Below are 24113 nucleotides of genomic sequence, written 5' to 3'. Positions count from 1 at the left end.
AACTGAGGTTAATTATGTCTGTTTTTCCGCAAGGATTTTTATGGGGCGGCGCACTGGCCGCCAACCAGTCTGAAGGGGCATACCGGGAAGGCGGCAAAGGACTGACTACCGTCGATATGATCCCCCACGGCACACATCGGATGCCCGTCAAGCTGGGTCAGGAAAAGCGCTTTGCGCTGCGGGATAACGAATTTTATCCTAGCCATCAGGCGATCGACTTTTATCATCGCTATAAAGAAGATATCGCGCTGATGGCAGAAATGGGTTTTACGGTATTTCGTACTTCCATTGCCTGGAGCCGTCTCTACCCTAACGGCGATGAGCTGACGCCGAATAAAGAGGGCATCGCGTTTTACCAGAGCGTGTTTGCCGAGTGTAAAAAATACGGTATTGAGCCATTAGTCACGCTATGTCACTTCGATGTGCCAATGCATCTGGTCACCGAGTACGGCTCCTGGCGTAACCGCAAAATGGTTGAGTTCTTTACCCGCTACGCCCGTACCTGCTTCGAAGCCTTTGATGGCCTGGTGAAATACTGGCTGACGTTCAACGAAATCAACATTATGCTGCACAGCCCCTTTTCAGGCGCCGGGCTGGTATTTGAAGAAGGTGAAAATCAGGATCAGGTGAAATATCAGTCCGCTCACCACGAACTGATAGCCAGTGCCCTGGCGACTAAAATAGCCCATGAAATTAATCCGCAAAACCAGGTCGGTTGTATGCTGGCTGGCGGTAATTTTTATCCTTATTCCTGTAAACCAGAAGATGTGTGGACCGCGCTGGAAAAAGACCGCGAAAACCTGTTCTTTATTGATGTGCAGGCGCGCGGGGCCTACCCGGCTTATTCTGCCCGCGTGTTTCGCGAAAAAGGCGTGGTCATAGAAAAATCCCCAGAAGATGACGACATCCTGAAAAACACCGTCGATTTCGTCTCGTTCAGCTATTACGCATCGCGCTGCGCCTCGGCGGAAATGAACACCGGCAATACCAGCGCCGCCAACGTGGTGAAGTCGCTGCGTAATCCGTATATTGCGGCCAGCGAATGGGGCTGGGGCATCGATCCGCTTGGTCTGCGCATCACCATGAATATGATGTATGACCGCTACCAGAAACCGCTATTTCTGGTGGAGAACGGGCTAGGAGCGAAGGATGAAATCGATGCCAATGGTGAGATCAATGACGACTATCGCATTAGCTATTTACGCGAACATATTCGCGCCATGGCAGACGCGATTGAAGATGGCGTGCCCCTGATGGGTTACACCACCTGGGGCTGTATCGATCTGGTTTCTGCCTCAACCGGTGAGATGAGCAAACGCTACGGTTTTGTGTATGTGGACCGCGATGACGCGGGCAACGGCACGCTGGAGCGCACCCGTAAGAAATCATTCTGGTGGTACAAAAAAGTAATCGCCAGCAACGGCGCCGATCTGGCATAACAGATCTGCCGGAGGGGGTTACAGTCTTCCGGCAGAATTACATATTTTCATTTCATTTATTACATTCCAGATGTGGAATCGTCCTTCCAGTTTCAGGTTTGCCCTCATCCTTTTTTACTGGCATTTTATTCAGTAGTTTTTAATCCTGGCCGTTCACCACAAGGAAGCGTGCATGTTTGATAAAAAGAGTAAATCAGCAGAGGTAATCACCAAACCGGTACGTCGCTTGAAAGTCAGCTATGTCAGAAAACGCCATGAAGATCCAAAAACGGGTTACACGCGACGAATCAGTCGGCACGCCTCGCTCACGCTGAACGGCGACTGGCTGGAACAAGCTGGATTTCCGACCGGTACAGCAGTGAATGTATCAGTGATGCAGGGGAAATTAATTATTGAGCAGGCAATTGAATGACGAGGATACACTGGGAAAACAGGCCGGATGTCGTTCACATCCGGCACTGATACGGTTTACTCTTCTGGCGCTTCCAGCTCGGAGAATCCACCGTGTCCTTCCCAACCGGCTAATCGCTGATAGACGGTATCAACAGCATCTTTGATCGGCTGTGTCATCGGGTAGTAAAAACCGACGATGTCCGGTTGAATGCCGAGGAAAATCACCTCACCAACGTCATCTTTCAGCTGATCGACCAGGTAATTCAGCGGCATGTTATGGGTGGTCATCATGAACATCTCGGCAATGTCATCGGGATCGATAATGCGGATTTCACCAGGGTTTAGCCCCATATCGGTAGCATCAACAATCAATAAACGTTGCGGACGCAGTTCACGGATGGCGACAATATCGTTCTCTGGCGCACTGCCGCCGTCGATGACAACCCAGTTGCCTTGAGGATTTGCAGCACACATTTCAGCCAGCAGCGGGCCCGCGCCGTCATCGCCCATCATGCTGTTACCCACACATAATAAAACGTCAGTCACGGTGTCTCCTCACCATCAGATAGATGGCGCTTTCCTGGTGTATGTCGTGCAGCATGCTAAGCATCAGTTTGCTCCACTCCTGCTGCTGCGGGGTCTGTATGGCACGCGCATCATCGAACGCGCGTGCCAGCATTTGCACATGGTTGAAATCGATAACGATCTCGCCGTATTTCGGCACACCTTCCATTTTCCGGCGAGCTTCGCTTCCCTCAGCAAGGGTAGCAATCCATGCCAGATATTCGTCCCATGGACAAGTTAACGCCGCTTCCAGGCAATCGATGATCCCAAGGTGGTGACCAATCGCCAGGCTGTAATAGACAACCTGCTGCGCCTCAGCGGGCGTCGCATCGTTCTCATCAATAAACTTACGGCTCAGTTGACTGAACACCACCGTTTCACTCATCGGATACGCGCCTCTTCGACAACATGGTTAAGATGCGTGACGATCTCGGTCAGACGCGGATCGTTTTCCGCCTCCAGCCAGCGCGCCACCTGATGCTCGCCCTGCCCTAACTGCGTCATATAGTCATCAGCAATCTGGCGACCGTAGCGGTATCCCGCCAGACGGCGAGCCTCGCGATCCACCTTCACTCGCAGCGGCTGAACCATATCCGGATGCAGAATTTCGGCGGGCTGTTCGTCCAGTTCACCCGGCGCACGCGCGTGAATTTTTTGTTCCAGCAGACCCAGCGCCATGGCAAAACCATACAGCGTGGCTGCAGGCGTTGGCGGGCAGCCAGGGATATAGACATCCACCGGTACGATTTTGTCCGTGCCGCCCCATACGCAGTATAAGTCGTGGAAAATACCGCCGCTGTTACCGCAAGCACCGTAAGAGATACAAATTTTCGGGTCTGGCGCAGACTGCCAGGCGCGTAGCGCCGGAGAGCGCATGGCACGGGTTACCGCGCCGGTAAACAGCAGGATATCCGCATGACGCGGGGACGGTACCACTTTGATGCCAAAACGTTCGGCGTCAAACAGCGGAGAAAGCGTGGCGAAGATTTCGATTTCGCAACCGTTGCAGCCGCCGCAGTCCACACGGTAAACGTACGCTGAACGCTTGATGCTTTTTAGCAGCGACGCTTTCATGCTGGCAATGGATTCATCCACCGTCATCGGTACCGGAATACCGTTGGCGTCACGTGGGCCTAATAAATTGCTCATCAGCTGGCCTCTTTCATATGGCGAGTCAGTTCAATACGATCAGACGGCACCAGGCATTTCTGGCGCTTACAGTCCGGGCAGGTCTCAAAGCTTTCACGGTGGTTTTCCGCGCGGCTATCACCGTTGTGCTTAAGCAGCGCAATGGCGTAATCAATCTCTTTTTGTACCGCAAACGGACGGTTACATACGCGGCAATTACACAGCGCAAAGCGGGACTGCTGCAGGAAATCCTCTTTCTTCCACACCGCCAGCTCATACTCCTGCGACAGCTTGATCGCCGCCGTCGGGCAAACTTCTTCGCAACGGGCGCAGAAGATGCAGCGACCGAGGTTGAACTGCCACGCCAGCTCATTGGTGGCCAGATCGGTTTCGACCGTCAGCGCGTTCGACGGGCACGCATTTACACAGGCCGCGCAGCCAATACACTGCTGCGGATTATGTTCCGGTTTGCCACGGAAGTTTTTATCGACCGCGATCGGCTCCAGCGGATACGACGACGTCGGTGCCCCGGTTTTGATGACTTTTTTGATAAAGGTAAACATGGCGATTCCTTATTTCAGCGGCGAGTTTTTACGCTCGATGCTGTAGCGCTCAAGTTCTTTGTACGGCACGACTTTGCTCTTCTTCTTACGTACATCGACCACGGTCATACGGTCAGTACAGGAGTAGCAAGGATCGAGGCTACCGATAATCAGCGGCGCATCGGAAACGGTATTACCACGCAGCATGTAGCGCAGCGTCGGCCAGTTGGCGTAGGTCGCCGCACGGCAGCGCCAGCGATACAGTTTCTGGTTGTCGCCGGTCATGCTCCAGTGAATGTCATCTCCGCGCGGCGCTTCAGCAAAGCCCAGTGCGAAACGGTGAGGAATGTAGGTAAAGCCTTCCACCATCAGCGGGCCGCCCGGCAGGTTATCCAGACCAAAGTCGATCATATTCAGTGCGGTGTAGACTTCATTAATACGAACTTTCAGACGAGAAATAACATCGCAGCCTTGCTCGCTATGAACTTCCATCGGCAGCAGACCATAGCCGACAAACGGGTGATCGGCGCGGGTGTCACGCGCGTGGCCGCTGGCGCGAACCATCGGGCCGACGTTACTGAAGTCACGGGCAATTTCCGGATCCAGACGACCAATACCAACGGTACGCTGTTCCATATTCGGCGTACTGAGCAGCATATCGACCAGTTCCTGCACGTCACGACGCATCTGCTGCGCCAGTTGACGGGTCTGGATCATATCTTCTTTCAGCAGATCACGACGGATACCGCCGATCAGGTTCAGACCGTAAGTTTTACGTGCCCCGGTGAGGATCTCCGCCATCTTCATCGACGTTTCACGCACGCGGAAGAACTGCATAAAGCCGGAGTCAAAACCGGTGAAGTGACAGGCCAGGCCGAGGTTCAGCAGGTGCGAGTGCAGACGCTCAACTTCCAGTAGAATGGCACGGATCATCTGCGCACGTTCCGGCACCACGATACCCATCGCATTCTCAACGGAGGTGGTATAGGCGGTGCTATGCGCAAAGCCGCAGATGCCACACACGCGATCTGACAGGAACGTCACTTCGTTGTAACCCATACGGGTTTCCGCCAGTTTCTCCATGCCGCGGTGGACATAGAACAGACGGTAGTCGGCATCGATAATGTTCTCGCCGTCCACGAACAGGCGGAAGTGACCGGGTTCATCGGAGGTGACGTGCAACGGGCCAATCGGCACCACGTTATTTTTCTTGTCGCCCAGTTCATTGATGAACTCGTAGGTTTCAGCATCGGTAGTCGGCGCCGGGCGCTGACGATAATCCATGCTGTCTTTACGCAGCGGATAGAGTTCGTCCGGCCAGTCATCGGGCAGTACCAGACGACGCTCATCCGGCAAGCCAACCGGGATCAAACCGTACATATCGCGCACTTCGCGCTCGCCCCAGACCGCAGCCGGAACGCGCGGCGTGACGGACGGGAACTCCAGCTTATTGGCATCGACTTCAACGCGGACGGTTATCCAGCATTTGGTGCCCTGCTCCATCGACATCACGTAATAAACAGCGTAATGGCCGCACAGCTGGCGTTCGTCGTTACCAAACAACACGGACAACCAGCCGCCCTGTTTGTAGTACAGGAACTCCACCACTTCCGGCAGGTAGTTCACCTTGACGGTGATCGTCAGCTGATCTTTGGTCTGCCAAGCTTCATCCAGTACCACGCCCGGAAAGGCCTGATGCAGCGCAGCGAGATATTGTTGACCTAATTTTTCTTCAGACATGCTCAAACTCTCTTAAATCACGCCACCAGCAAGGAGACGAACGCTAAAAACGCAAACCCAAAACCGGCCCAGGTCACGCGTGAAGTGGCGCAAAAACGCAGACGCGCCATGCTGTTTTCGAACAGGGCGATGACCAGCACGCCGAGGACCAGCTTGACGACGGCAATCACCAGCGCCAGCAGCAGCCCACCCGCGGTGAAGGTTTCCATCTGTCCCCACGGCAGGAACACACCAACGAACATTTGCAGAACGACCAGTTGCTTGAGGCTAATGCCCCATTTCAGCACGGCAAAACCGCTGCCGCTGTATTCAGTCAATGGGCCTTCCTGCAGCTCTTGCTCTGCTTCTGCCAGATCGAATGGCAGTTTGCCCATTTCGATAAAGGTGGCGAAAGCACAGGCACACAGTGCCAGAATCAGCGGGATGCTGTGCGCAGCAGGCCAGTGGTAAATGGTATCGGCGATATTGCTGATATGGGTTGAACCCGCAACCTGTGCCGCTACCCACAGCCCCAGCAACAGGATAGGTTCAACCAGCACGCCGAGCATCGCTTCACGGCTGGCACCAATGGCGGTAAACGGGCTACCGGTATCCAGTCCCGCGATAGAGAAGAAGAAACGGGCAATGGCGAACAGGTAAATTAAGGTGATCAGATCGCCCAGTTGTGGCAGCGGTGAGCCAACGGTAACTACCGGTAGCGCAGTGGCGATAGTCAGCATCACGCCCACCATCACAAACGGCGTCAGGCGGAAGACCCAGCTGGAATCCGCAGGCGCAATGCTCTGACGGCCCAGCAGTTTGATAATGTCGCGGTATTCCTGCAAAACGCCAGGACCACGGCGATTGTGCAAACGCGCACGCGCCACGCGGGTAACGCCGGACAGCAGCGGCGCAACGGCAAACAGCACCAGCGCCTGAATTAACGGATATAAAACACTCATTTTCAGGCTCCTCGTGAAACCACAATCACCACCAGCACCGCCAGCTCAATCAGCGCCAGGCGACGGAACAGCACCGGCGCAGCCGCATTCTGCCAGCCCGGAACCAGTGATACCGGATTCAACCACTTACGCAGTTTGAGTACCGGGGCAAAGGCTTCTTTCACCGGCATGGCAAAACCGTGCGCGGTAATGACCATTGACTGCTCGTGATCGTAACCACACACCCATGCCGCACCGCGTGAACGCGACGGCAGACGGTTGCCTTTGAAAATTGCCATGATGATGAACGGCAGCAGCGGACATGCGATCAGCAGCAGCGTGATCATCGGCTGAGAAACGGTGGTGTTCGCAGTTTCCAGCGGCAGCGGAACGGCAGAGGAGATCATCGGCAGCAGCCACGGCGCAGCCACGCCGCCAATCACACAGCAGATAGCCAGCGCAACGACGCTCACGCTCATCAGGATTGGTGCGCAGCAGGCATTCTCAGCTTCCTTCGTACGCGGTGCGCCAAGGAACGTTACGCCATAGACTTTCGCCATACACATCACCGCCAGCGCGCCGGTAATTGCCAGCCCAACCGCCAGCAACGGCCCTAACAGACGACCGACAAACGCCCCGCTGTTACCCAGCTTGAAGAAGGATTGATAGATAACCCACTCACCGGCAAAACCGTTCAGCGGCGGCAGCGCGGCCATTGCCATCAGGCCAACCAACATCGCCAGAGAGATAACCGGCATGCGTTTGCCGATACCGCCCAGTTTTTCGATATCACGATGACCGGTACGGAACCAGATGCTGCCTGCGCCCAGGAACAGAACGCTTTTGAACAGGCTGTGGTTTACCAGGTGGTACAGACCGCCGGTCAAACCCAGCGCAATCAGCGCCGGTTGATTCAGGGAAATCCCGGTCACGCCAGCGCCTAGCCCCAGCAGAATAATGCCGATGTTTTCCAGCGTGTGGTACGCCAGCAGGCGCTGGATATTGTGTTCCATCAGCGCATACAGACCGCCAACAAATGCGGTGATCATGCCCAACACCAGAAGCGTAACACCCCACCATAGCGGCGCATTACCGCCCAGCAGCGACAGGGAGAGAATACCCAGTAGACCGACCTTCATGACGACGGTAGAGAACAGTGCCGCAGCCGGTGCGCTGGCATTGGCGTGTGCCTGTGGCACCCAACCATGCAGAGGAATAATCCCGGCCAGCAGGCCAAAACCTGCCACGCCCAGCAGCCAGATGTCAGACCCGAGCGGCAGCTCCTGGGTGCGCAGGTCTAGCAGACGCAGCTCCAGAGTGCCGTAACGTTGCCACACAAGGTAGCAGGCAACCGCCAGCAGCAGCGTACCAATACGCCCCAGCGCAAACCACAGTTTGCCTTCTTTACTGCAGCCGGTGAGGAACACGGCACACAGCGCCATGATTTCCGCCATCACCACCAGCGTACCGAGGTTGCTGGCAACCACCGCACATACCGCCGCGGCCATCAGCAGATTCACCAGCAGGCCGTTAGCTTTCACCTGCGGATGACGATGCCAGTCAATGTTGTACAGGCTGACAAACAGGCCGCACAGTCCCAGCGTAATCAGCCAGATAGCATTCAGCGGAGTAATTTGCAGACTGTGCCCAATAAACGGCATCACGCCGCTCACCGCCAGCGCATTAGTCAGAACGGTAAAACCAGCGGCTGCCGTACACAAGCTGCCGACCGCACCGCCAACTCCAGCAATCCAGCCGCTCAGCGATTTATGAAATGAAAACAGAAATGCCAGAACCGCAGCCGCTGTAAACCAGGCCACGCCGCTGTTAATCAGTGAAATTGCGCTCATTTTGCATCCCCACTCTGAGCCTGCTGAAACAAGGTGAGATCGCCGAAATCGGTATTGAAAGTCAGCTCACGCTTACGTTTGCTGGCGCGGGCGATATCCATGTTGCTCACCAGGTGCAGGGCTTTGGTCGGACACATGCGCACGCAGGCCGGACCTTGCTCATCAAAACTGCACAGATCGCATTTCACCGCGATGGCACGAACGCCTGGAACCCAGTCCAGCAGCGAACTCACGCGAGCAGGCGCTGGCGGAGCCGGAGGCGCTTTTGGCGTATTGGCGTTTGCCGGGATATGCAGCGGACGGCTACCAGAAAACTCTATCGCGCCAAACGGACAAGCGATCCCGCACAGTTTGCAGCTTACGCACAGGCTTTCATTCAGCTGTACGGCGCCATCAACGCGGTTAATGGCATTAACCGGACACACGGTGGCGCAAGGCGCATCTTCACACTGGTGGCAAAGCTGAGGCGCGGATTCTTTTTCATTTAACATCACTTTCAGGCGCGGCATTGACTGCAGGCCATGCTGGCGATGTGTCTCTGAGCAGGCAGCTTCACAGGTGTGGCAGCCAATACAAAGAGTGGAGTCAGCAATTACAAAACGATTCACCAGGCATTCCTCAGGTGATAGTCATTTTTGACGAAAACATGTCTGCAAAATGTCATTTCGACATTTTTCGACATGCCCATTCCCTAAAACATCGTGACGCAGTATGTAAACCGCATCATGACAAAGTGGACAGCACCTGAGGCTTAAGCCGGGCTATGTCCCTCAACCAGTTGGCTTAAATTCACCGGCATATTGTTCTCAACCGCGGTGTACAGGCTGTCGTAGACGGTGGCGATTTTCTCGAGATAGTGCTCCAGCACCTGTTCGCGATCGCGGTTACTGAAACGCTCATCGACTTGACCGTCGATGGTCAACTGTGCCTGTGCAATCAGTTGCTTATCATCACCATCTTTTGTTTCGACGTAGTACTCGATGGTGTGGCTATTGAAGCCATCCGCCAGCGTGACGTAGATAGTGAAGTGTTCAAAAAGGACAAAGCAGAGATCTTTGTCCGGCGCACAGCTCATTGCATGATGCAAACGCGCTTTCGACAGGGTGATCCCCTGAACCAGCGAGTTACAGTAAATACGCCACTGGTCCTGTAGGCGACGATGCCGTTCAGCGATGTAATCGGCTTTTTCGCTTATTTCCCAAATAGTCATGTCAGGTTACCCGTTTAGCAGAGATGAACAGCCTTAAGCACATTTCATGCCAAAATTAAATTTCTTAATTTTCATATAGATAAAAAATTAAAGGCGGGTGACGACATGTCATTTCGTCATTGTCGTCATTGTCACGAATGAAAAAAAATCAACCTGGCATGCTTATTGCTTTTGATACGGCAACTTCACAGGAGGCGGTATGCACGAAATAACCCTCTGCCAACGGGCACTGGAATTGATTGAACAACAGGCCACGCAACACGGTGCTCAGCGAGTAACTGGGGTCTGGCTCAAAATTGGCGCATTTTCTTGCGTAGAAACCAGCGCTCTCTCCTTTTGTTTTGATCTGGTATGCCGCGGGACCCTTGCAGAAGGTTGTAAACTCCACCTCGAAGAACAAGAAGCCGAATGTTGGTGCGAATCTTGTCAACAATACGTCACGTTACTGACGCAACGCGTGCGCCGATGTCCGCAATGCAACAGCGATATGCTGAGAATTGTGGCCGATGACGGCTTACAGATTCGACGTATTGAAATAGATCAGACTCCAGCGCCGGATGGCGACGCTTAAGCGTCTTATCCAGCCTACAGAAAGAGCTCGTTTGTAGGCCGGATAAGGCAACGCAGTCATCCGGCAACAGATGTATCGCAAGTAAAAAGATCAGGAGTGAGCGATGTGTACGACATGTGGTTGCGCTGAAGGCAACCTATATATAGAGGGTGATGAGCATAATCCCCACTCGGCGTTTCGCAGCGCGCCATTTGCCCCAGCGGCTCGTCCAGCGCTGAATATTACCGGTGTGAAGACCTCAAATTTCACACCGAGCCAGACCGAAGAAGGCGATTTGCACTACGGTCACGGTGAGGCAGGAACCCACGCACCAGGTATGAGCCAACGCCGTATGCTGGAAGTGGAAATTGACGTACTGGACAAAAACAACCGCCTGGCCGAACGCAACCGTGCCCGCTTTGCGGCCCGTCAGCATCTGGTACTGAACCTTGTTTCAAGCCCGGGCTCCGGTAAAACCACGCTGCTGACCGAAACGCTGATGAAGCTGAAAGATAGCGTGCCGTGCGCCGTTATTGAAGGTGACCAGCAGACGGTGAACGATGCTGCCCGTATTCGCGCCACAGGCACGCCCGCCATTCAGGTCAACACCGGTAAAGGTTGCCACCTTGACGCACAAATGATTGCTGACGCCGCGCCGCGTTTGCCGCTTGACGATAACGGCATTCTGTTCATTGAAAACGTCGGCAACCTGGTCTGCCCGGCCAGCTTCGACCTCGGCGAGCGCCATAAAGTGGCCGTGCTTTCCGTCACCGAAGGTGAAGACAAACCGCTGAAATATCCACATATGTTTGCCGCCGCATCGCTGATGCTGCTCAACAAAGTGGATCTGCTACCGTACCTCAATTTTGACGTTGAAAAATGCATCGCCAGCGCCCGGGAAGTGAACCCGGGAATTGAGATTATCCTGATTTCCGCCACCAGTGGTGAAGGGATGGATCAATGGCTCTCCTGGCTGGAGACGCAGCGATGTGCATAGGTGTTCCGGGTCAAATCCGCACCATTGATGGCAACCAGGCCAAAGTCGACGTTTGCGGTATTCAGCGCGACGTCGACCTGACGCTGGTCGGTAGCTGTGATGAACATGGCCAACCGCGCCTCGGCCAGTGGGTACTGGTCCACGTCGGTTTTGCCATGAGCATCATTAATGAAGCTGAAGCGCGCGATACGCTCGACGCGCTGCAAAACATGTTTGACGTTGAGCCGGATGTCGGCGCGTTGCTGTACGGCGAGGAAAAATAAATGCGTTTTGTTGACGAATACCGCGCACCAGAGCAGGTGATGCAACTGATAGAGCACCTGTCTGAACGTGCCGCCCACCTCCCCTACACGGCTGAACGCCCACTGCGCATCATGGAAGTTTGTGGTGGTCATACCCACGCTATCTTCAAATTCGGCCTCGACCAGTTGCTACCGGAAAACGTGGAGTTTATTCATGGTCCGGGTTGCCCGGTTTGCGTTCTGCCGATGGGTAGAATCGACAGCTGTGTAGAAATCGCCAGCCATCCAGAAGTGATTTTCTGCACCTTTGGTGATGCGATGCGCGTCCCGGGTAAGCAAGGCTCCCTGCTGCAAGCCAAGGCGCGCGGTGCAGATATCCGTATCGTCTATTCACCGATGGATGCGCTGAAGCTGGCACAGGAAAACCCAACGCGTAAGGTGGTGTTCTTTGGTCTGGGTTTTGAAACCACAATGCCAACGACCGCTATCACTCTGCAACAGGCAAAGCAGCGTGACGTGCAGAACTTTTACTTTTTCTGCCAGCACATCACGCTTATCCCTACGCTGCGCAGCCTGCTGGAACAGCCGGACAACGGTATTGACGCCTTTTTAGCACCAGGCCACGTCAGCATGGTGATTGGCACAGATGCCTATAATTTCATTGCTTCAGACTTCCATCGTCCGTTAGTGGTCGCCGGTTTTGAACCGCTCGATCTCCTGCAAGGCGTGGTGATGTTAATTGAGCAGAAAATTGCCGCGCACAGCCAGGTAGAAAACCAGTACCGTCGCGTGGTACCGGACGCCGGTAACGCGTTAGCGCAACAGGCCATCGCCGAGGTGTTCTGCGTCAATGGCGACAGCGAATGGCGCGGTCTGGGCGTTATCGAATCCTCTGGCGTTCACCTGACGCCTGACTATCAGCGCTTTGATGCCGAAGCCCATTTCCAGCCAGCGCCGCAGCAGGTGTATGACGATCCGCGCGCGCGTTGTGGGGAGGTGCTGACGGGCAGATGTAAACCACATCAGTGCCCATTATTTGGCAAAACATGTAACCCGGAGACAGCGTTTGGCGCCCTGATGGTCTCCTCAGAAGGCGCATGTGCCGCCTGGTATCAGTATCGTCAGCAGGAGTGTGAAGCATGAGCAGCGTACAACTCGCCCACGGTAGCGGCGGTCAGGCTATGCAGCAGTTGATCAACAGTCTGTTTATGGAGGCATTCGCGAATCCGTGGCTGGCGGAACAAGAAGATCAGGCACGTCTGGAACTAGCGCAACTGGTCGCTGAAGGCGATCGTCTGGCGTTTTCAACCGACAGCTATGTTATCGATCCGTTGTTCTTCCCGGGCGGTAATATCGGCAAGCTGGCTATCTGTGGTACGGCTAACGACGTGGCGGTCAGCGGCGCGATCCCGCGCTATCTCTCCTGCGGTTTTATCCTCGAAGAAGGTTTACCAATGGAGACGCTGAAAACCGTCGTTAACAGCATGGCGGCAACCGCGCGCGAAGCGGGTATCGCCATCGTCACCGGCGACACCAAGGTTGTACAGCGCGGCGCGGCGGACAAACTTTTTATCAACACCGCCGGAATGGGCGCGATCCCCGCCAACATTCACTGGGGCGCACAGACCCTGAGCGTGGGCGATGTGCTGCTGGTCAGCGGTACGCTTGGCGATCACGGCGCAACCATCCTTAACCTGCGCGAACAGTTGGGTCTTGATGGCGAACTGGTCAGCGACTGCGCGGTATTGACGCCGCTTATCCAGACGCTGCGTGATATTCCTGGCGTGAAGGCGCTGCGTGACGCCACCCGTGGCGGCGTGAATGCGGTAACGCATGAATTTGCCGCATCATGCGGGTTTGGTATTGAGCTGTCTGAAGCAGCCTTGCCCGTGAAGCCCGCGGTGCGTGGAGTTTGCGAACTGCTGGGACTGGATGCGCTCAACTTTGCTAACGAAGGTAAGCTGGTGATTGCCGTTGAACGTCAGGCCGCTGAAACGGCACTTGCCGCGCTGCGCTCGCATCCGTTAGGACGCGATGCCGCAATGATTGGCGAAGTGGTAGAACGCAAAGGTGTGCGTCTGGCCGGACTTTACGGCGTGAAACGAACCCTCGATTTACCACACGCCGAACCTTTACCTCGTATATGCTAACTGCCCATTAGCAGCAACGTGTAGGCCGGATAAGCGAAATCGCTATCCGGCAATAATTTACGACTTATACCTATAATTCATTTACCGTTTTCGCACCGTTCTGCGGTGCTTTTCCTGGAAAAGCAATATGTCGTATACACCGATGAGTGACCTCGGACAGCAAGGCCTGTTCGATATTACTCGTACATTATTACAGCAGCCCGATCTCCCGTCTCTTAGCGAGGCGCTTTCGCAGCTGGTCAAGCGTTCAGCTCTGGCCGACTGTGCGGCTATTGTCTTATGGCAGGCACAAACGCAGCGTGCGCGTTATTTTGCGACGCGTGAAAATGGTAAACCCATCGATTATGAAGACGAAACGGTACTGGCTCATGGCCCGGTACGCCGTATTTTGTCTCGCCCCGATGCGCTGCACTGCAACTATCACGAGTTTACGGAAACCTGGCCACAGCTGGCCTCTGGCGGACTGTATTCTGAATTTGGCCACTACTGCCTGCTGCCGCTGGCGGCAGATGGGCGCATCTTTGGCGGTTGCGAGTTCATCCGTAACGAGGATCGTCCGTGGAGTGAAAAAGAGTACAACCGACTTCAGACCTTTACCCAGATAGTCGGCGTCGTTGCTGAACAAATTCAAAGTAGGGTCAGCAACAACGTCGATTACGATCTGCTGTGTCGTGAGCGTGACAACTTTCGCATCCTGGTCGCCATCACCAATGCGGTACTCTCCCGCCTGGACATTGACGAACTGGTCAGCGAAGTCGCCAAAGAGATCCATCACTACTTCGACATTGATGCCATCAGCATCGTGTTACGCAGCGATCGCAAAAACAAGCTCAGCATTTATTCCACCCACTATCTGGATGAACATCATCCGGCTCACGAACAGAGCGAAGTGGACGAAGCGGGCACGCTCTCTGAACGCGTTTTCAAAAGCAAAGAGATGCTGCTGATTAATCTGAGCGAACGCGATACGCTCGCCCCTTACGAACGGATGCTGTTCGAAACCTGGGGCAACCAGCTACAAACCCTGTGTCTGTTACCACTGATGTCCGGCAATACTATGCTCGGCGTACTCAAGCTGGCACAGTGCGAAGAGAAAGTTTTCACTACCGCCAACCTCAAGCTATTGCGCCAAATTGCCGAGCGAGTGGCAATTGCCGTGGATAACGCGCTTGCCTATCAGGAGATTCACCGCCTGAAAGAACGTCTGGTAGATGAAAACCTGGCGCTGACTGAACAACTCAACAATGTAGAGAGTGAGTTCGGTGAAATCATTGGCCGCAGCGAAGCGATGTACAGCGTACTCAAGCAGGTCGAAATGGTGGCGCAAAGCGACAGCACCGTCCTGATTCTGGGTGAGACCGGAACGGGTAAAGAGCTGATCGCACGGGCCATTCACAACCTGAGCGGACGTAACGCCCGTCGGATGGTGAAGATGAACTGTGCGGCAATGCCTGCCGGATTACTGGAAAGCGATCTGTTTGGTCATGAGCGTGGCGCGTTTACCGGCGCCAGCACGCAGCGGATTGGTCGTTTCGAGCTGGCAGATAAAAGTTCGCTGTTCCTCGATGAAGTTGGCGATATGCCGCTGGAGCTTCAGCCTAAGCTACTGCGCGTTCTGCAAGAGCAGGAGTTTGAACGTCTGGGCAGTAATAAGCTGATCCAGACCGACGTGCGCTTGATCGCCGCTACCAACCGCGATCTGAAGAAGATGGTCGCCGATCGCGAATTTCGTAACGATCTCTACTATCGACTGAACGTCTTCCCGATCCATGTCAAAGCAAGTTTAAAATGTCACCTCTTTGTGCAAGATAGAAAGGGCACTTTCAGCCTATGTAATCATATTAATGTGACTGCTGCGTTATCCCACTCAACCAATTAATAAAGCAAAAGTTAAATATGAAAGACTGGAATAAAAATATAACGAAAACATCTTAATATGGAAATATCTGTGTCAACGGGATCTTTAGTTATTGAATATCTGGTTCTAAATAGGTTCTACATTCAACGGGAAGGGAAACCAAATATCTATATGTTTTTTATAAATACCATTACGTGGCAAACAACAATCTGCATATTTTTTTAAAGAATCTCCACATGGACAAATATTTTCTGGCGATAATACTCCATCATGTTCTTTCGCCTTAAATCTCCAGGTCGTAATATTGAAAATTTGATGTGGGGATTGTATGTATTTGACAACACTAATTAAAGTTGAATAGTTATAATGATCACCATCATTGGAGAAAAAAACACTACATTTGTTAACGGGATTACTAACTATGTCATAAGTAATTAATTCAAAATCGATCACTTCATCAAAGCAAAGAACTCCATTATAAAGTTTATTTTTAACATGACCACAATCATTAATAAAACTACGGGTTGTATTACATACTGAACATTTCACTTCTTTTATTATTTCACGAGAACTACCGAAGATTTTATATGGGAATAACGCCTGCCAATTACATACCATTCTCGCTAAGAAGTTAACACCATAGAAATTAACCTCAGGCAGAAACTCATTATTTTCTTTAATATGTATTAAATCTATTTCTATCCTTTCAAGTTCTACCCATGCTTCATAAAAATCACCTCTTGTAAGTAAATTAATGACTTGAATATATTTTAAATGGGCTAGTAAAATTGTTTTGTATAAAAACAATCTGTTTGATTCATTATTCAAGCTCAAGGATTGAGCTTTTTTTAACTCAGCATTAAGATAATCAAGAATAGCACTATCTTCTTGAGTAATACACATCCAACGCTTTAACTTTTCGTGAATATTCATAATATCTATATAGATTTTTATTTGATTTTGTTAATTACTTTTAAAACATCGTCTACTTTTCCAGAAACAGTGTATTTCACATGTTTTCCTGATTTATTTTTTTTAATTATAGAGACTTTAACGTCTATATCTCTAGTTCCAAAGTTATCAATTTTTTTCTGAATATAATTTGAAACAAGATTTACTAAAAAAGGTATCATTACTGATGTGGCAAAGAAAGTGCCTAACGCTAACGTTATACTGTTTAATTGCAGGTACGAAACACCATTAGAATCTCCGTACACTTTAACATTAGAATGTGATTGCTTGGTGAACTGGAAAAAATCCAGTGCATTACCTCCAGTAATTTTTGAACTATCAAAAACGATCGCAATCTCATCATCTTGAGGTTCATATGAAGAAATGATTTTTACCTCTTCATCTTCATCACTCATTTCACTCAAAGTAATGGGGTTCATTCTCAACTCCTTGTTTTATATTTTTACATTCAAATTTTACTATACGACTGGTTAATTGCTCCTGTCCAACACACACCAGAGTTCATATGCTTAGCATACAAGGGACCAATGCCAGTAGCGACAGGCTAGTGTGTCAAAAAACCACATGAAGATCAATCTCCTGCGGAAAATTTGGCCGCAATTAGTTTCATTGTCCTTTCCATGCCTTGATAAACTGTCGCATCTGTAATGTTTAACCTTGCGAGTTCCTTAAGTATTCTAGCTTTGTTTCTGATCACTATTTTTTCTACTTTAAACTCTTGCATAGCATCATCAGGGTTTGAAACTAAATCGGGATAAACAGCATTATTCCCAAATAATAAGAATGCACCTGACTGTGATGACATCCTTTCATTATTATTTCTTCCTTTAACGAAAATTAACCTTTCCAAATCTGATGGTATAATTACATCTTTAAAATAAGGTTTTTCATCTTTAATGTAATGTATGAGTTTTTGACAAGCTTCAGTTTTATTGAAAGCCTCCTTGTCCATTTTACAATCCAGCTGATCTTTCAGTGTTTGACTTAGCATTGATATATTTGATATGCAACTTACTGTATCAGAGTCAAAGAATTTTATACGATCCCTTTTTGTTTTGAAAATAATAACATGTCCATCAACCTCATTTGTATTTTCATTATTACTAATGTCGCAACAAGCGAAATACAGAGCGATTAGTGGATTTGATGTTATATCCAACAAACGAGTTGGTAGTCCGTAGTGTTGCATCCTTACTAACTTGTCTAGCATTGTTTTATCATCAACAAACTCAGTTGGCCTTGCTGTTAGGGCTTCACGGACTAAATTTGATTCACTGTGCAAATGCTTGAAGTTACCTTTTTTGTTTTTCCTGAAAACTGATGGAGCCAACTCGTAAGATACATCAGAATGTCCACGATAAAATATTTCTGCATCTTCTTCATGATCTTGTTCTAAAACACGCGCCATGAAACTTTGAACATTATCTATTATTGGGTAGTTATCAACTTCATCAGGAAGTGCTTCAGTAGGAGGAAGTGGTGTACTTCTTGTCGTTATATTTAGAAGTGCTAATGTTTGATTTAAATCACGTGCTTTTATTCCCCAGTGAGTCCGTTTCAGCCCATATGCACCTAATTCTAAAGCTGTTTGATATAACTCTTTGTTTATCACTACGACATCATCTTGTGAGTGAGTGATTCTGAAATCAAACTCAACATTTTTGTTAACTGTTCGTAGATTTGAAATTACACCAAGTCGCAAAGTAATGTATTCAACATTGTCTCGGGAATAAAGTTCTGACATAAAAAGCGTAGGTAATTTCTCAATATAAGATAATGCTTTATCATTCAAAGGCGTTAACTTCAACCGGATGTCATCAGAGGTGCCTTCTAACATACGTGATATAGGAAAATCACAACTCCCACTAACCCGTTCATACATGGGCCAATGTTCAAAATAGTCAGGTTCTCCGCCCATAATTAGATTAAACATTAAAACTAAATCCTTATATTTTACTTAATGAATTATTTACAATCCAATCAATTGCGCCAGAGGTGCGAATCCAAGGCTTTATATTATGATTCACATAATAAATGGCTTCATCCATTCCACCTAACGTGATATATCCACTGTTAGACTTGATCTGTAATCTGCACTTCGATAACAAGCCGGGGATGTGTCTATTAGAATCAATCGCAGCTTTAGCGATATCATCGGCATCCGGGGATGACTGTCGGTAGGCGAGTAGGGCGCGTGTATACTGAAAAAACGAACGCATATCCCCAGGATAATCGTCCAGTAGCAAGGCCAGATCATCCACCATTTCAAGCTCAAGGTAATAGTTCGCTAATAAATGACGAATCCCCTGGTTATCGTTCGGGTTGAGCTTCAGCATTTCGCGGCTATGAGCCATAGCCGGATAAAAATTACCAGACTCCCATAAGGCCTCAGCCAAAGCTGCTTTTGCTCTCATATATGGACGTGTTTCGACAAATCCCCAGAAACGTCCTGCGAACTCCTGAAAATCCTCGCCAAGTGCAATGCTGGCTGCGTACAAAGCAGTCTCCAGCTTCCCGATTTTTGACTCAGGAGGTTCTTGAGATATCTCGCAGTAGAATGAGTATGCGTCAGCACAGAGCGGGGATTTCTTGATAGCTTTTCTGATGAGTTTCAGCACAACTTCCAGGTCATCATTTTCCCAGGCATCGAACATGAACTCCTGAGCCGCAACCAGATCTAGATGTAATTGCTCAGAGCTGACAGCAGTTTTATACAAATCAACGCGCTTTGTAGTCGGGAATTTAATCATCTCAAGTATCCTTTTGGGGACTCACTGTTCCGGTACTTTGCAGCACTGATGGTCGATTCTATCGCTTTGAACTTGCCACAAACAAGCTCGGGTCTGCCAGAACGGGATTGATAGCCCGGAGCTGTTCCTGGATGCGCACCTGAGCCTTACGGCTGGGCGATTTTTTGCTTCGTTCCCGTTTGCCTTCGCTTTCCCGCTCATCCTGTTTTACCTGAGCCAGTCGGAGTACAGTCCCGAGACGTTTGTTATCAACAATCTGCCCCTGGTCGACACAGGCCAGCTTATCAAATGCCTGGCACTTAAGGCTCCGGTGCCCATAGAGGAAGGCGAGGGTGCCATCGGGATAATCCAGTACTTTAATTTTTTCACCGGCAAGACGGCTATTTTCTTCTGTGGTGTCCATGAGATAAAGGATCTTATCGTACTGGAAGGTCAGTGATTTCGACACGGTACGAACATCATGCCAGGCAAAGATGTCTCTTAATTCATCGGGGCTTTCCTGCACCGGACGATGCAAATCTTTGGGGAACTTAGCCGGTCGTGAAAACCGGCTGTTAAAGTCAGCGATGAAAGTGGCAAGCCAGGCATTTGCGGCCTCAATGCCGGTTATACCTTCCAGACGCATTTCTTTGATCAGCCGATCCTGAAGTGTCTGATTCGCACGTTCCACGCGGCCTTTAGCTTCAGAGCTGTTGGCACAAATAAGCTCGATTGCCAGGTCATAAAGCACACGTCCGAACTGGGTAACGGTGGTATTGCGTTTCTCCGGACCACTGACGCGAAATATTGCGTGTTTGTCACTGTACAGCGATACCGGCTTCCCATGCTGCTCGATGTATTCCCGGGTTGCCAGCATGTAGTCAAAGGCTGTTTCTGACTCGCTGAACCGCAAATGCATCAGACGCCCGGTGGCATCATCGATAAAGACCAGCAGGCAGCATTTTGGCGCACGGCCTTCAAACCAGTCATGGTGGGAGCCGTCGATCTGGATAAGTTCACCCAGACAATCACGCCGATGTCGGGGTTGATAAACCCGTGACTTACGGCGAGCATGCGGGACCCAGAGTCCGTCAGACGTCATCCAGTTGCGGACGGTCTCGATTGAAAGCCGGATATTATGGCGCTCTCTGAGTTTTTCTGCGGCCAGTGTGGGCCCAAAGTCACTGTAGTTTTCACGTATCAGCGTGAGTACTCGTAGTTTGAGAGATTCGGTCAACCGGCGGTTGCTGGGCTGGCCGCGTTTGCGGCTGACAAGTCCTTCAGCACCAGAAACTCGGTAACGATTGATAAGTCGTTGCGCCTGACGTTCTGAAATGCCAAGCTGTGATGCTGCATCACGACGGCGTAGACGCTTTTCACAAACTGCCTGTATCACCGGTAGGCGGTGGATCTCTTTATCTGACATGGTCACCAACATGCGTTGAGTCCCTTAGAATTGCATTCAGTTTAGCTTACTCTAAGGTGACGTTTCTATCTGGATAAAAAGTGACATTACTAAATGGTTCTAACAATCCATCTGCCGCCACTGCGCGAGCGCCCGGAAGATATCCCGCTGCTGGTGAAAGCTTTCACCTTTAAAATTGCTCGCCGGATGGGGCGCAATATCGACAGCATTCCCGCCGAGGCGCTGCGTACGCTGAGCAGCATGGAGTGGCCGGGCAACGTGCGCGAACTGGAAAATGTGGTGGAGCGCGCGGTTCTGCTTACCCGAGGCAACGTGCTGCAGCTGTCCCTTCCGGATATTGCCCCTTTGATGCCGTCTACGCCTCCGGTAGCAACCGAAGTCGCACAGGACGGCGAAGATGAATACCAGTTGATTATGCGCGTATTGAAAGAAACCAACGGTGTGGTTGCCGGTCCCAAAGGCGCGGCACAACGGCTGGGGCTGAAACGTACAACGTTACTCTCACGCATGAAGCGATTGGGTATTGATAAGGATGCACTGGTTTAGCCAGTGTGGCTATACTGGGTGATATCTCAACGAAAGGAGGCAGTATGGCGGTATCAGCACGTAATCAATTAACCGGTACAGTGAGCGCAGTCGCTACAGGCGCAGTGAATGATGAAGTTGAACTGACGCTGGCTGGCGGCGCAAAACTGGTCGCGATTGTGACCCATAGTAGTCAGCAGGCACTGGGTCTGGCGAAAGGAAAAGAAGCCATTGCGCTGATCAAAGCGCCGTGGGTGACGCTGGCGACTGAAGACTGTGGCCTGAAATTCTCTGCCCGTAACCAATTTGCCGGTAGCGTTTCACAGGTAACCGAAGGCGCCGTTAACGCCACCGTACACATCAAAACTGATGCCGGTTTTGACATTGTCGCGGTCGTGACGAACGAAAGTCAGCAAGAGATGAAACTGAGTCAGGGAAGCCGGGTCATCGCGCTGATCAAAGCCTCGGCCATTCTGATTGCCACCAAAGCGTAATCGCCATTCATCACCGCATGGCCAGATTACCCGATGGCGCTACGCTTATCGGATTTACACAACGGTTCCGTTTACCTTGTAGGCCGGATAAGGCATCGCCACCATCCGGCCACAAAGACGCTATTTTTTCCGCTGGTATTTCTCTGGCAATTCCGGGACAGGGCGTTTGTCATCAATCAGATGACGCACGGTCAGAATCGGATGACGCCAGAGCATTCTTGGCCCAGCCCAACGCATAATTTGCTTCATCTCTTCGCGTTTGGCAGATTGATAGCAGTGCACCGGACACTGCTTACAGGCCGGTTTTTCCTCACCAAAGACGCACTTATCGAGGCGCTTTTGCGCATAGGCAAACAACGCATCGTAATGCCCCGGCTCGTCTGAAGCCTGCGGACACTGGCGCTCGTAGAGTGAGATCATTCTCTGGATCGTCATTTTTTCACGTGCAATACGTTTGCCGGACATGATGCCTCCATAATTAAGTTGCATAAATAATACACCTTAACTAAGCACAGGACTATTGCTGGAGGTCATCCATTCCTTAGCATCCTACGCAAATAAGAATTATTTTCATTTATTTATGCCATGTGCTATATAACATAGCAAAGGCTATATTCGATGATAAATTAACCATTTTGTTGTGAGGGATACTATGCCGCATCTGCCCCATCTGAAATCGTTTCTCCTTGCCAGCGTAATCACGGCGCTGACGCTGTCTCCTGCCTGGGCGAAAGAAAAATTTAAGGTAGTAACCACCTTTACGGTGATTGCCGATATGGCAAGCAATGTAGCAGGTGATGCGGCGGACGTTAGTTCTATCACCAAACCGGGGGCTGAAATTCACGAATATCAACCAACCCCAGGTGATATTAAACGAGCGCAAGGCGCACAGCTTATTCTCTCCAACGGTCTTAACCTCGAGCTATGGTTTGCCCGCTTCTACCAAAATTTGTCCGGCGTACCAGAAGTGATGGTCTCAAACGGCGTCCAGCCAATGGGCATCAGCGAAGGACCGTACAACGGTAAACCAAACCCGCATGCCTGGATGTCAGCGGAGAACGCACTTATCTACGTGGATAACATTCGCGATGCGCTGATGAAATACGATCCGGACAATGCCGCGACCTACCAGAAAAATGCACAGAATTATAAAGCGAAAATCCAGCAGACCCTGGCGCCACTGCATACAGAACTGGCAAAGCTCCCTGCTGATAAACGCTGGCTGGTCACCAGTGAAGGCGCATTCTCTTACCTGGCACGTGATAACGGCCTGAAAGAGCTGTATCTGTGGCCGATCAATGCCGATCAGCAAGGTACGCCGAAGCAGGTACGCAAAGTAATCGATGCGATCAGAGAGCATCATATCCCAACGGTATTTAGCGAAAGCACCGTGTCCGACAAACCAGCGCGTCAGGTTGCCCGTGAGTCTGGTGCGTATTACGGCGGCGTGCTGTATGTCGATTCGCTCAGCGCTGCCGATGGTCCGGTACCGACCTATCTGGATTTACTGCGCGTCACCACGCAAACCATTGTTAACGGCATCAACAAGGGTCTGGAGAGCCAACCATGAGTCACTCTGCGATTACCGTAAATCAGGTTACGGTGACGTATCGCAACGGTCATACCGCATTGCGGGACGCCACTTTTCAGGTTCCGGGCGGCTCAATTGCCGCTCTGGTCGGCGTCAACGGGTCGGGAAAATCAACGCTTTTTAAAGCGCTGATGGGTTTTGTCCGCCTGGCGCAAGGGGAAATCTCAATTCTGCAACAGCCGGTAAACAAGGCGCTCAAACAGAATCTGATCGCCTATGTCCCTCAGTCAGAAGAGGTGGACTGGTCGTTTCCGGTACTGGTGGAAGATGTGGTGATGATGGGACGCTTTGGCCATATGGGCTGGCTGCGTCGACCAAAACAGATCGACCACGCCTGCGTGGATGCGGCGCTGGCGCGGGTTGATATGCTGGACTATCGCCATCGTCAGATAGGTGAACTGTCCGGTGGGCAGAAAAAGCGAGTTTTTCTGGCAAGGGCCATCGCACAGGACGGACAGGTTATTTTACTGGATGAACCCTTCACCGGCGTGGATGTAAAAACCGAGGCCCGGATCATCGACCTGCTGCGTGAACTGCGTGATGAAGGTCGAACCATGCTGGTCTCTACCCATAATCTGGGATCCGTCACCGAGTTTTGTGATTACACGGTGATGATTAAGGGCACGGTGCTGGCAAGTGGACCAACCGATACCACCTTTACCCCCGAGAATCTCGAGCTGGCATTCAGCGGCGTACTGCGTCACGTTGCGCTGAGCGGCGGCGAACAACACGTGATTACCGACGATGAACGCCCGTTTATTTCGCGACGTGCGGCAAGCGAGGGGGAATAATC

General features: G+C 51.2%; 25 protein-coding genes and 2 pseudogenes. 12 read left to right on the top strand and 15 right to left on the bottom strand.

The window, feature by feature from the left end:
• Window positions 1-14 precede the first annotated feature (14 nt).
• Together SK33_RS05200 and SK33_RS05195 are read left to right on the top strand one after the other, a co-directional pair.
• Window positions 15-1439, top strand: coding sequence for a 6-phospho-beta-glucosidase (locus SK33_RS05200; RefSeq protein ID WP_048218916.1), 1425 nt, complete (start codon window positions 15-17; stop codon window positions 1437-1439).
• Between the two features lie 172 nt (window positions 1440-1611).
• Window positions 1612-1851 (top strand): SymE family type I addiction module toxin, encoded by a 240-nt coding sequence (locus tag SK33_RS05195; RefSeq protein ID WP_048218491.1) that lies wholly within the window; start codon window positions 1612-1614, stop codon window positions 1849-1851.
• A gap of 56 nt (window positions 1852-1907) precedes the next feature.
• On the opposite strand, the gene hycI is transcribed toward SK33_RS05195, so the two are convergent.
• From hycI to hycA, 9 genes are all read right to left on the bottom strand, one after another.
• Complete coding sequence (gene hycI / locus SK33_RS05190) at window positions 1908-2378, bottom strand: hydrogenase maturation peptidase HycI (RefSeq protein WP_003037382.1); 471 nt, start codon at window positions 2376-2378, stop codon at window positions 1908-1910.
• The gene (locus tag SK33_RS05185; RefSeq protein ID WP_044713365.1) at window positions 2371-2781 is read right to left on the bottom strand and encodes a formate hydrogenlyase maturation HycH family protein; all 411 of its coding nucleotides are present in this window, start codon (window positions 2779-2781) and stop codon (window positions 2371-2373) included. Before SK33_RS05185 ends, hycI begins: the two co-directional genes overlap by 8 nt.
• Window positions 2778-3545 carry a formate hydrogenlyase subunit HycG gene (gene hycG / locus SK33_RS05180; RefSeq protein ID WP_003037388.1) on the bottom strand — a complete coding sequence of 256 codons (768 nt, stop codon included), beginning with the start codon at window positions 3543-3545 and terminating at the stop codon, window positions 2778-2780. Before hycG ends, SK33_RS05185 begins: the two co-directional genes overlap by 4 nt.
• Window positions 3545-4087, bottom strand: coding sequence for a formate hydrogenlyase subunit HycF (gene hycF / locus SK33_RS05175; RefSeq protein ID WP_003037391.1), 543 nt, complete (start codon window positions 4085-4087; stop codon window positions 3545-3547). The genes hycG and hycF overlap by 1 nt, the downstream gene beginning before the upstream one ends.
• Before the next feature lie 9 nt (window positions 4088-4096).
• Window positions 4097-5806 (bottom strand): formate hydrogenlyase subunit HycE, encoded by a 1710-nt coding sequence (hycE, locus tag SK33_RS05170; protein ID WP_003037393.1) that lies wholly within the window; start codon window positions 5804-5806, stop codon window positions 4097-4099.
• Window positions 5807-5823: 17 nt separating this feature from the next.
• Window positions 5824-6747 (bottom strand): respiratory chain complex I subunit 1 family protein, encoded by a 924-nt coding sequence (locus SK33_RS05165; protein ID WP_003037395.1) that lies wholly within the window; start codon window positions 6745-6747, stop codon window positions 5824-5826.
• Window positions 6748-6749: 2 nt separating this feature from the next.
• A complete protein-coding gene (gene hycC, locus SK33_RS05160) occupies window positions 6750-8576 on the bottom strand; it encodes a formate hydrogenlyase subunit 3 (RefSeq protein WP_032938321.1) in 1827 nt (608 codons plus the stop codon).
• The gene (hycB, locus tag SK33_RS05155) at window positions 8573-9184 is read right to left on the bottom strand and encodes a formate hydrogenlyase subunit HycB (protein WP_003825909.1); all 612 of its coding nucleotides are present in this window, start codon (window positions 9182-9184) and stop codon (window positions 8573-8575) included. The genes hycC and hycB overlap by 4 nt, the downstream gene beginning before the upstream one ends.
• A 143-nt stretch (window positions 9185-9327) precedes the next feature.
• A complete protein-coding gene (gene hycA / locus SK33_RS05150; RefSeq protein WP_003840271.1) occupies window positions 9328-9786 on the bottom strand; it encodes a formate hydrogenlyase regulator HycA in 459 nt (152 codons plus the stop codon).
• Between the two features lie 199 nt (window positions 9787-9985).
• Here hycA and hypA point away from each other — a divergent pair, with 199 nt between their 5' ends.
• The 6 genes and pseudogenes from hypA to flhA all read left to right on the top strand — a co-directional run.
• Window positions 9986-10357 carry a hydrogenase maturation nickel metallochaperone HypA gene (gene hypA, locus SK33_RS05145; protein ID WP_003037406.1) on the top strand — a complete coding sequence of 124 codons (372 nt, stop codon included), beginning with the start codon at window positions 9986-9988 and terminating at the stop codon, window positions 10355-10357.
• 103 nt (window positions 10358-10460) lie between these two features.
• Window positions 10461-11333, top strand: coding sequence for a hydrogenase nickel incorporation protein HypB (gene hypB / locus SK33_RS05140; RefSeq protein WP_003037409.1), 873 nt, complete (start codon window positions 10461-10463; stop codon window positions 11331-11333).
• A complete protein-coding gene (gene hypC, locus SK33_RS05135) occupies window positions 11324-11596 on the top strand; it encodes a hydrogenase 3 maturation protein HypC (RefSeq protein ID WP_003037411.1) in 273 nt (90 codons plus the stop codon). Before hypB ends, hypC begins: the two co-directional genes overlap by 10 nt.
• Window positions 11597-12718, top strand: a complete 1122-nt coding sequence (hypD, locus tag SK33_RS05130; protein ID WP_003037413.1) for a hydrogenase formation protein HypD — start codon at window positions 11597-11599, stop codon at window positions 12716-12718. It abuts the gene before it with no gap.
• On the top strand, window positions 12715-13725 hold the full coding sequence (gene hypE / locus SK33_RS05125) for a hydrogenase maturation carbamoyl dehydratase HypE (protein WP_048218492.1): 1011 nt from the start codon (window positions 12715-12717) through the stop codon (window positions 13723-13725). Before hypD ends, hypE begins: the two co-directional genes overlap by 4 nt.
• Window positions 13726-13852: 127 nt before the next feature.
• A pseudogene (flhA, locus tag SK33_RS05120) lies at window positions 13853-15499 on the top strand (formate hydrogenlyase transcriptional activator FlhA); the annotation flags it as partial.
• A 210-nt stretch (window positions 15500-15709) separates the two neighbouring features.
• Here flhA and SK33_RS05115 read toward each other — a convergent pair.
• The 5 genes from SK33_RS05115 to SK33_RS05095 all read right to left on the bottom strand — a co-directional run bounded on the left by SK33_RS05115 (window position 15710) and on the right by SK33_RS05095 (window position 20710).
• The gene (locus tag SK33_RS05115; protein WP_016239971.1) at window positions 15710-16516 is read right to left on the bottom strand and encodes a hypothetical protein; all 807 of its coding nucleotides are present in this window, start codon (window positions 16514-16516) and stop codon (window positions 15710-15712) included.
• A 17-nt stretch (window positions 16517-16533) separates the two neighbouring features.
• On the bottom strand, window positions 16534-16974 hold the full coding sequence (locus tag SK33_RS05110) for a hypothetical protein (RefSeq protein WP_016239970.1): 441 nt from the start codon (window positions 16972-16974) through the stop codon (window positions 16534-16536).
• Between the two features lie 152 nt (window positions 16975-17126).
• A complete protein-coding gene (locus tag SK33_RS05105; protein ID WP_000482601.1) occupies window positions 17127-18488 on the bottom strand; it encodes an FRG domain-containing protein in 1362 nt (453 codons plus the stop codon).
• 13 nt (window positions 18489-18501) lie between these two features.
• Window positions 18502-19305 carry a hypothetical protein gene (locus tag SK33_RS05100; RefSeq protein ID WP_000589340.1) on the bottom strand — a complete coding sequence of 268 codons (804 nt, stop codon included), beginning with the start codon at window positions 19303-19305 and terminating at the stop codon, window positions 18502-18504.
• Window positions 19306-19363: 58 nt separating this feature from the next.
• Window positions 19364-20710 carry an ISNCY-like element ISLad2 family transposase gene (locus SK33_RS05095; RefSeq protein ID WP_076611902.1) on the bottom strand — a complete coding sequence of 449 codons (1347 nt, stop codon included), beginning with the start codon at window positions 20708-20710 and terminating at the stop codon, window positions 19364-19366.
• Window positions 20711-20806: 96 nt separating this feature from the next.
• Here SK33_RS05095 and SK33_RS05090 point away from each other — a divergent pair.
• Both SK33_RS05090 and SK33_RS05085 read left to right on the top strand, forming a co-directional pair.
• A pseudogene (locus tag SK33_RS05090) lies at window positions 20807-21256 on the top strand (helix-turn-helix domain-containing protein); the annotation flags it as partial.
• A gap of 44 nt (window positions 21257-21300) precedes the next feature.
• Window positions 21301-21729 carry a TOBE domain-containing protein gene (locus tag SK33_RS05085; RefSeq protein ID WP_003037421.1) on the top strand — a complete coding sequence of 143 codons (429 nt, stop codon included), beginning with the start codon at window positions 21301-21303 and terminating at the stop codon, window positions 21727-21729.
• A 120-nt stretch (window positions 21730-21849) separates the two neighbouring features.
• On the opposite strand, the gene SK33_RS05080 is transcribed toward SK33_RS05085, so the two are convergent.
• Window positions 21850-22194 (bottom strand): nitrous oxide-stimulated promoter family protein, encoded by a 345-nt coding sequence (locus SK33_RS05080; protein WP_003037424.1) that lies wholly within the window; start codon window positions 22192-22194, stop codon window positions 21850-21852.
• Window positions 22195-22381: 187 nt separating this feature from the next.
• Here SK33_RS05080 and SK33_RS05075 point away from each other — a divergent pair, with 187 nt between their 5' ends.
• On the top strand, window positions 22382-23299 hold the full coding sequence (locus SK33_RS05075; RefSeq protein WP_048218494.1) for a metal ABC transporter substrate-binding protein: 918 nt from the start codon (window positions 22382-22384) through the stop codon (window positions 23297-23299).
• Complete coding sequence (gene sitB, locus SK33_RS05070) at window positions 23296-24111, top strand: iron/manganese ABC transporter ATP-binding protein SitB (RefSeq protein ID WP_003840297.1); 816 nt, start codon at window positions 23296-23298, stop codon at window positions 24109-24111. The genes SK33_RS05075 and sitB overlap by 4 nt, the downstream gene beginning before the upstream one ends.
• Window positions 24112-24113: the final 2 nt, after the last annotated feature.

The sequence above is a fragment of the Citrobacter sp. MGH103 genome, from assembly GCF_001034475.2.
In the GTDB taxonomy this organism is placed as follows: domain Bacteria; phylum Pseudomonadota; class Gammaproteobacteria; order Enterobacterales; family Enterobacteriaceae; genus Citrobacter; species Citrobacter freundii.
This window is presented reverse-complemented; position numbering and strand designations above follow the sequence as displayed.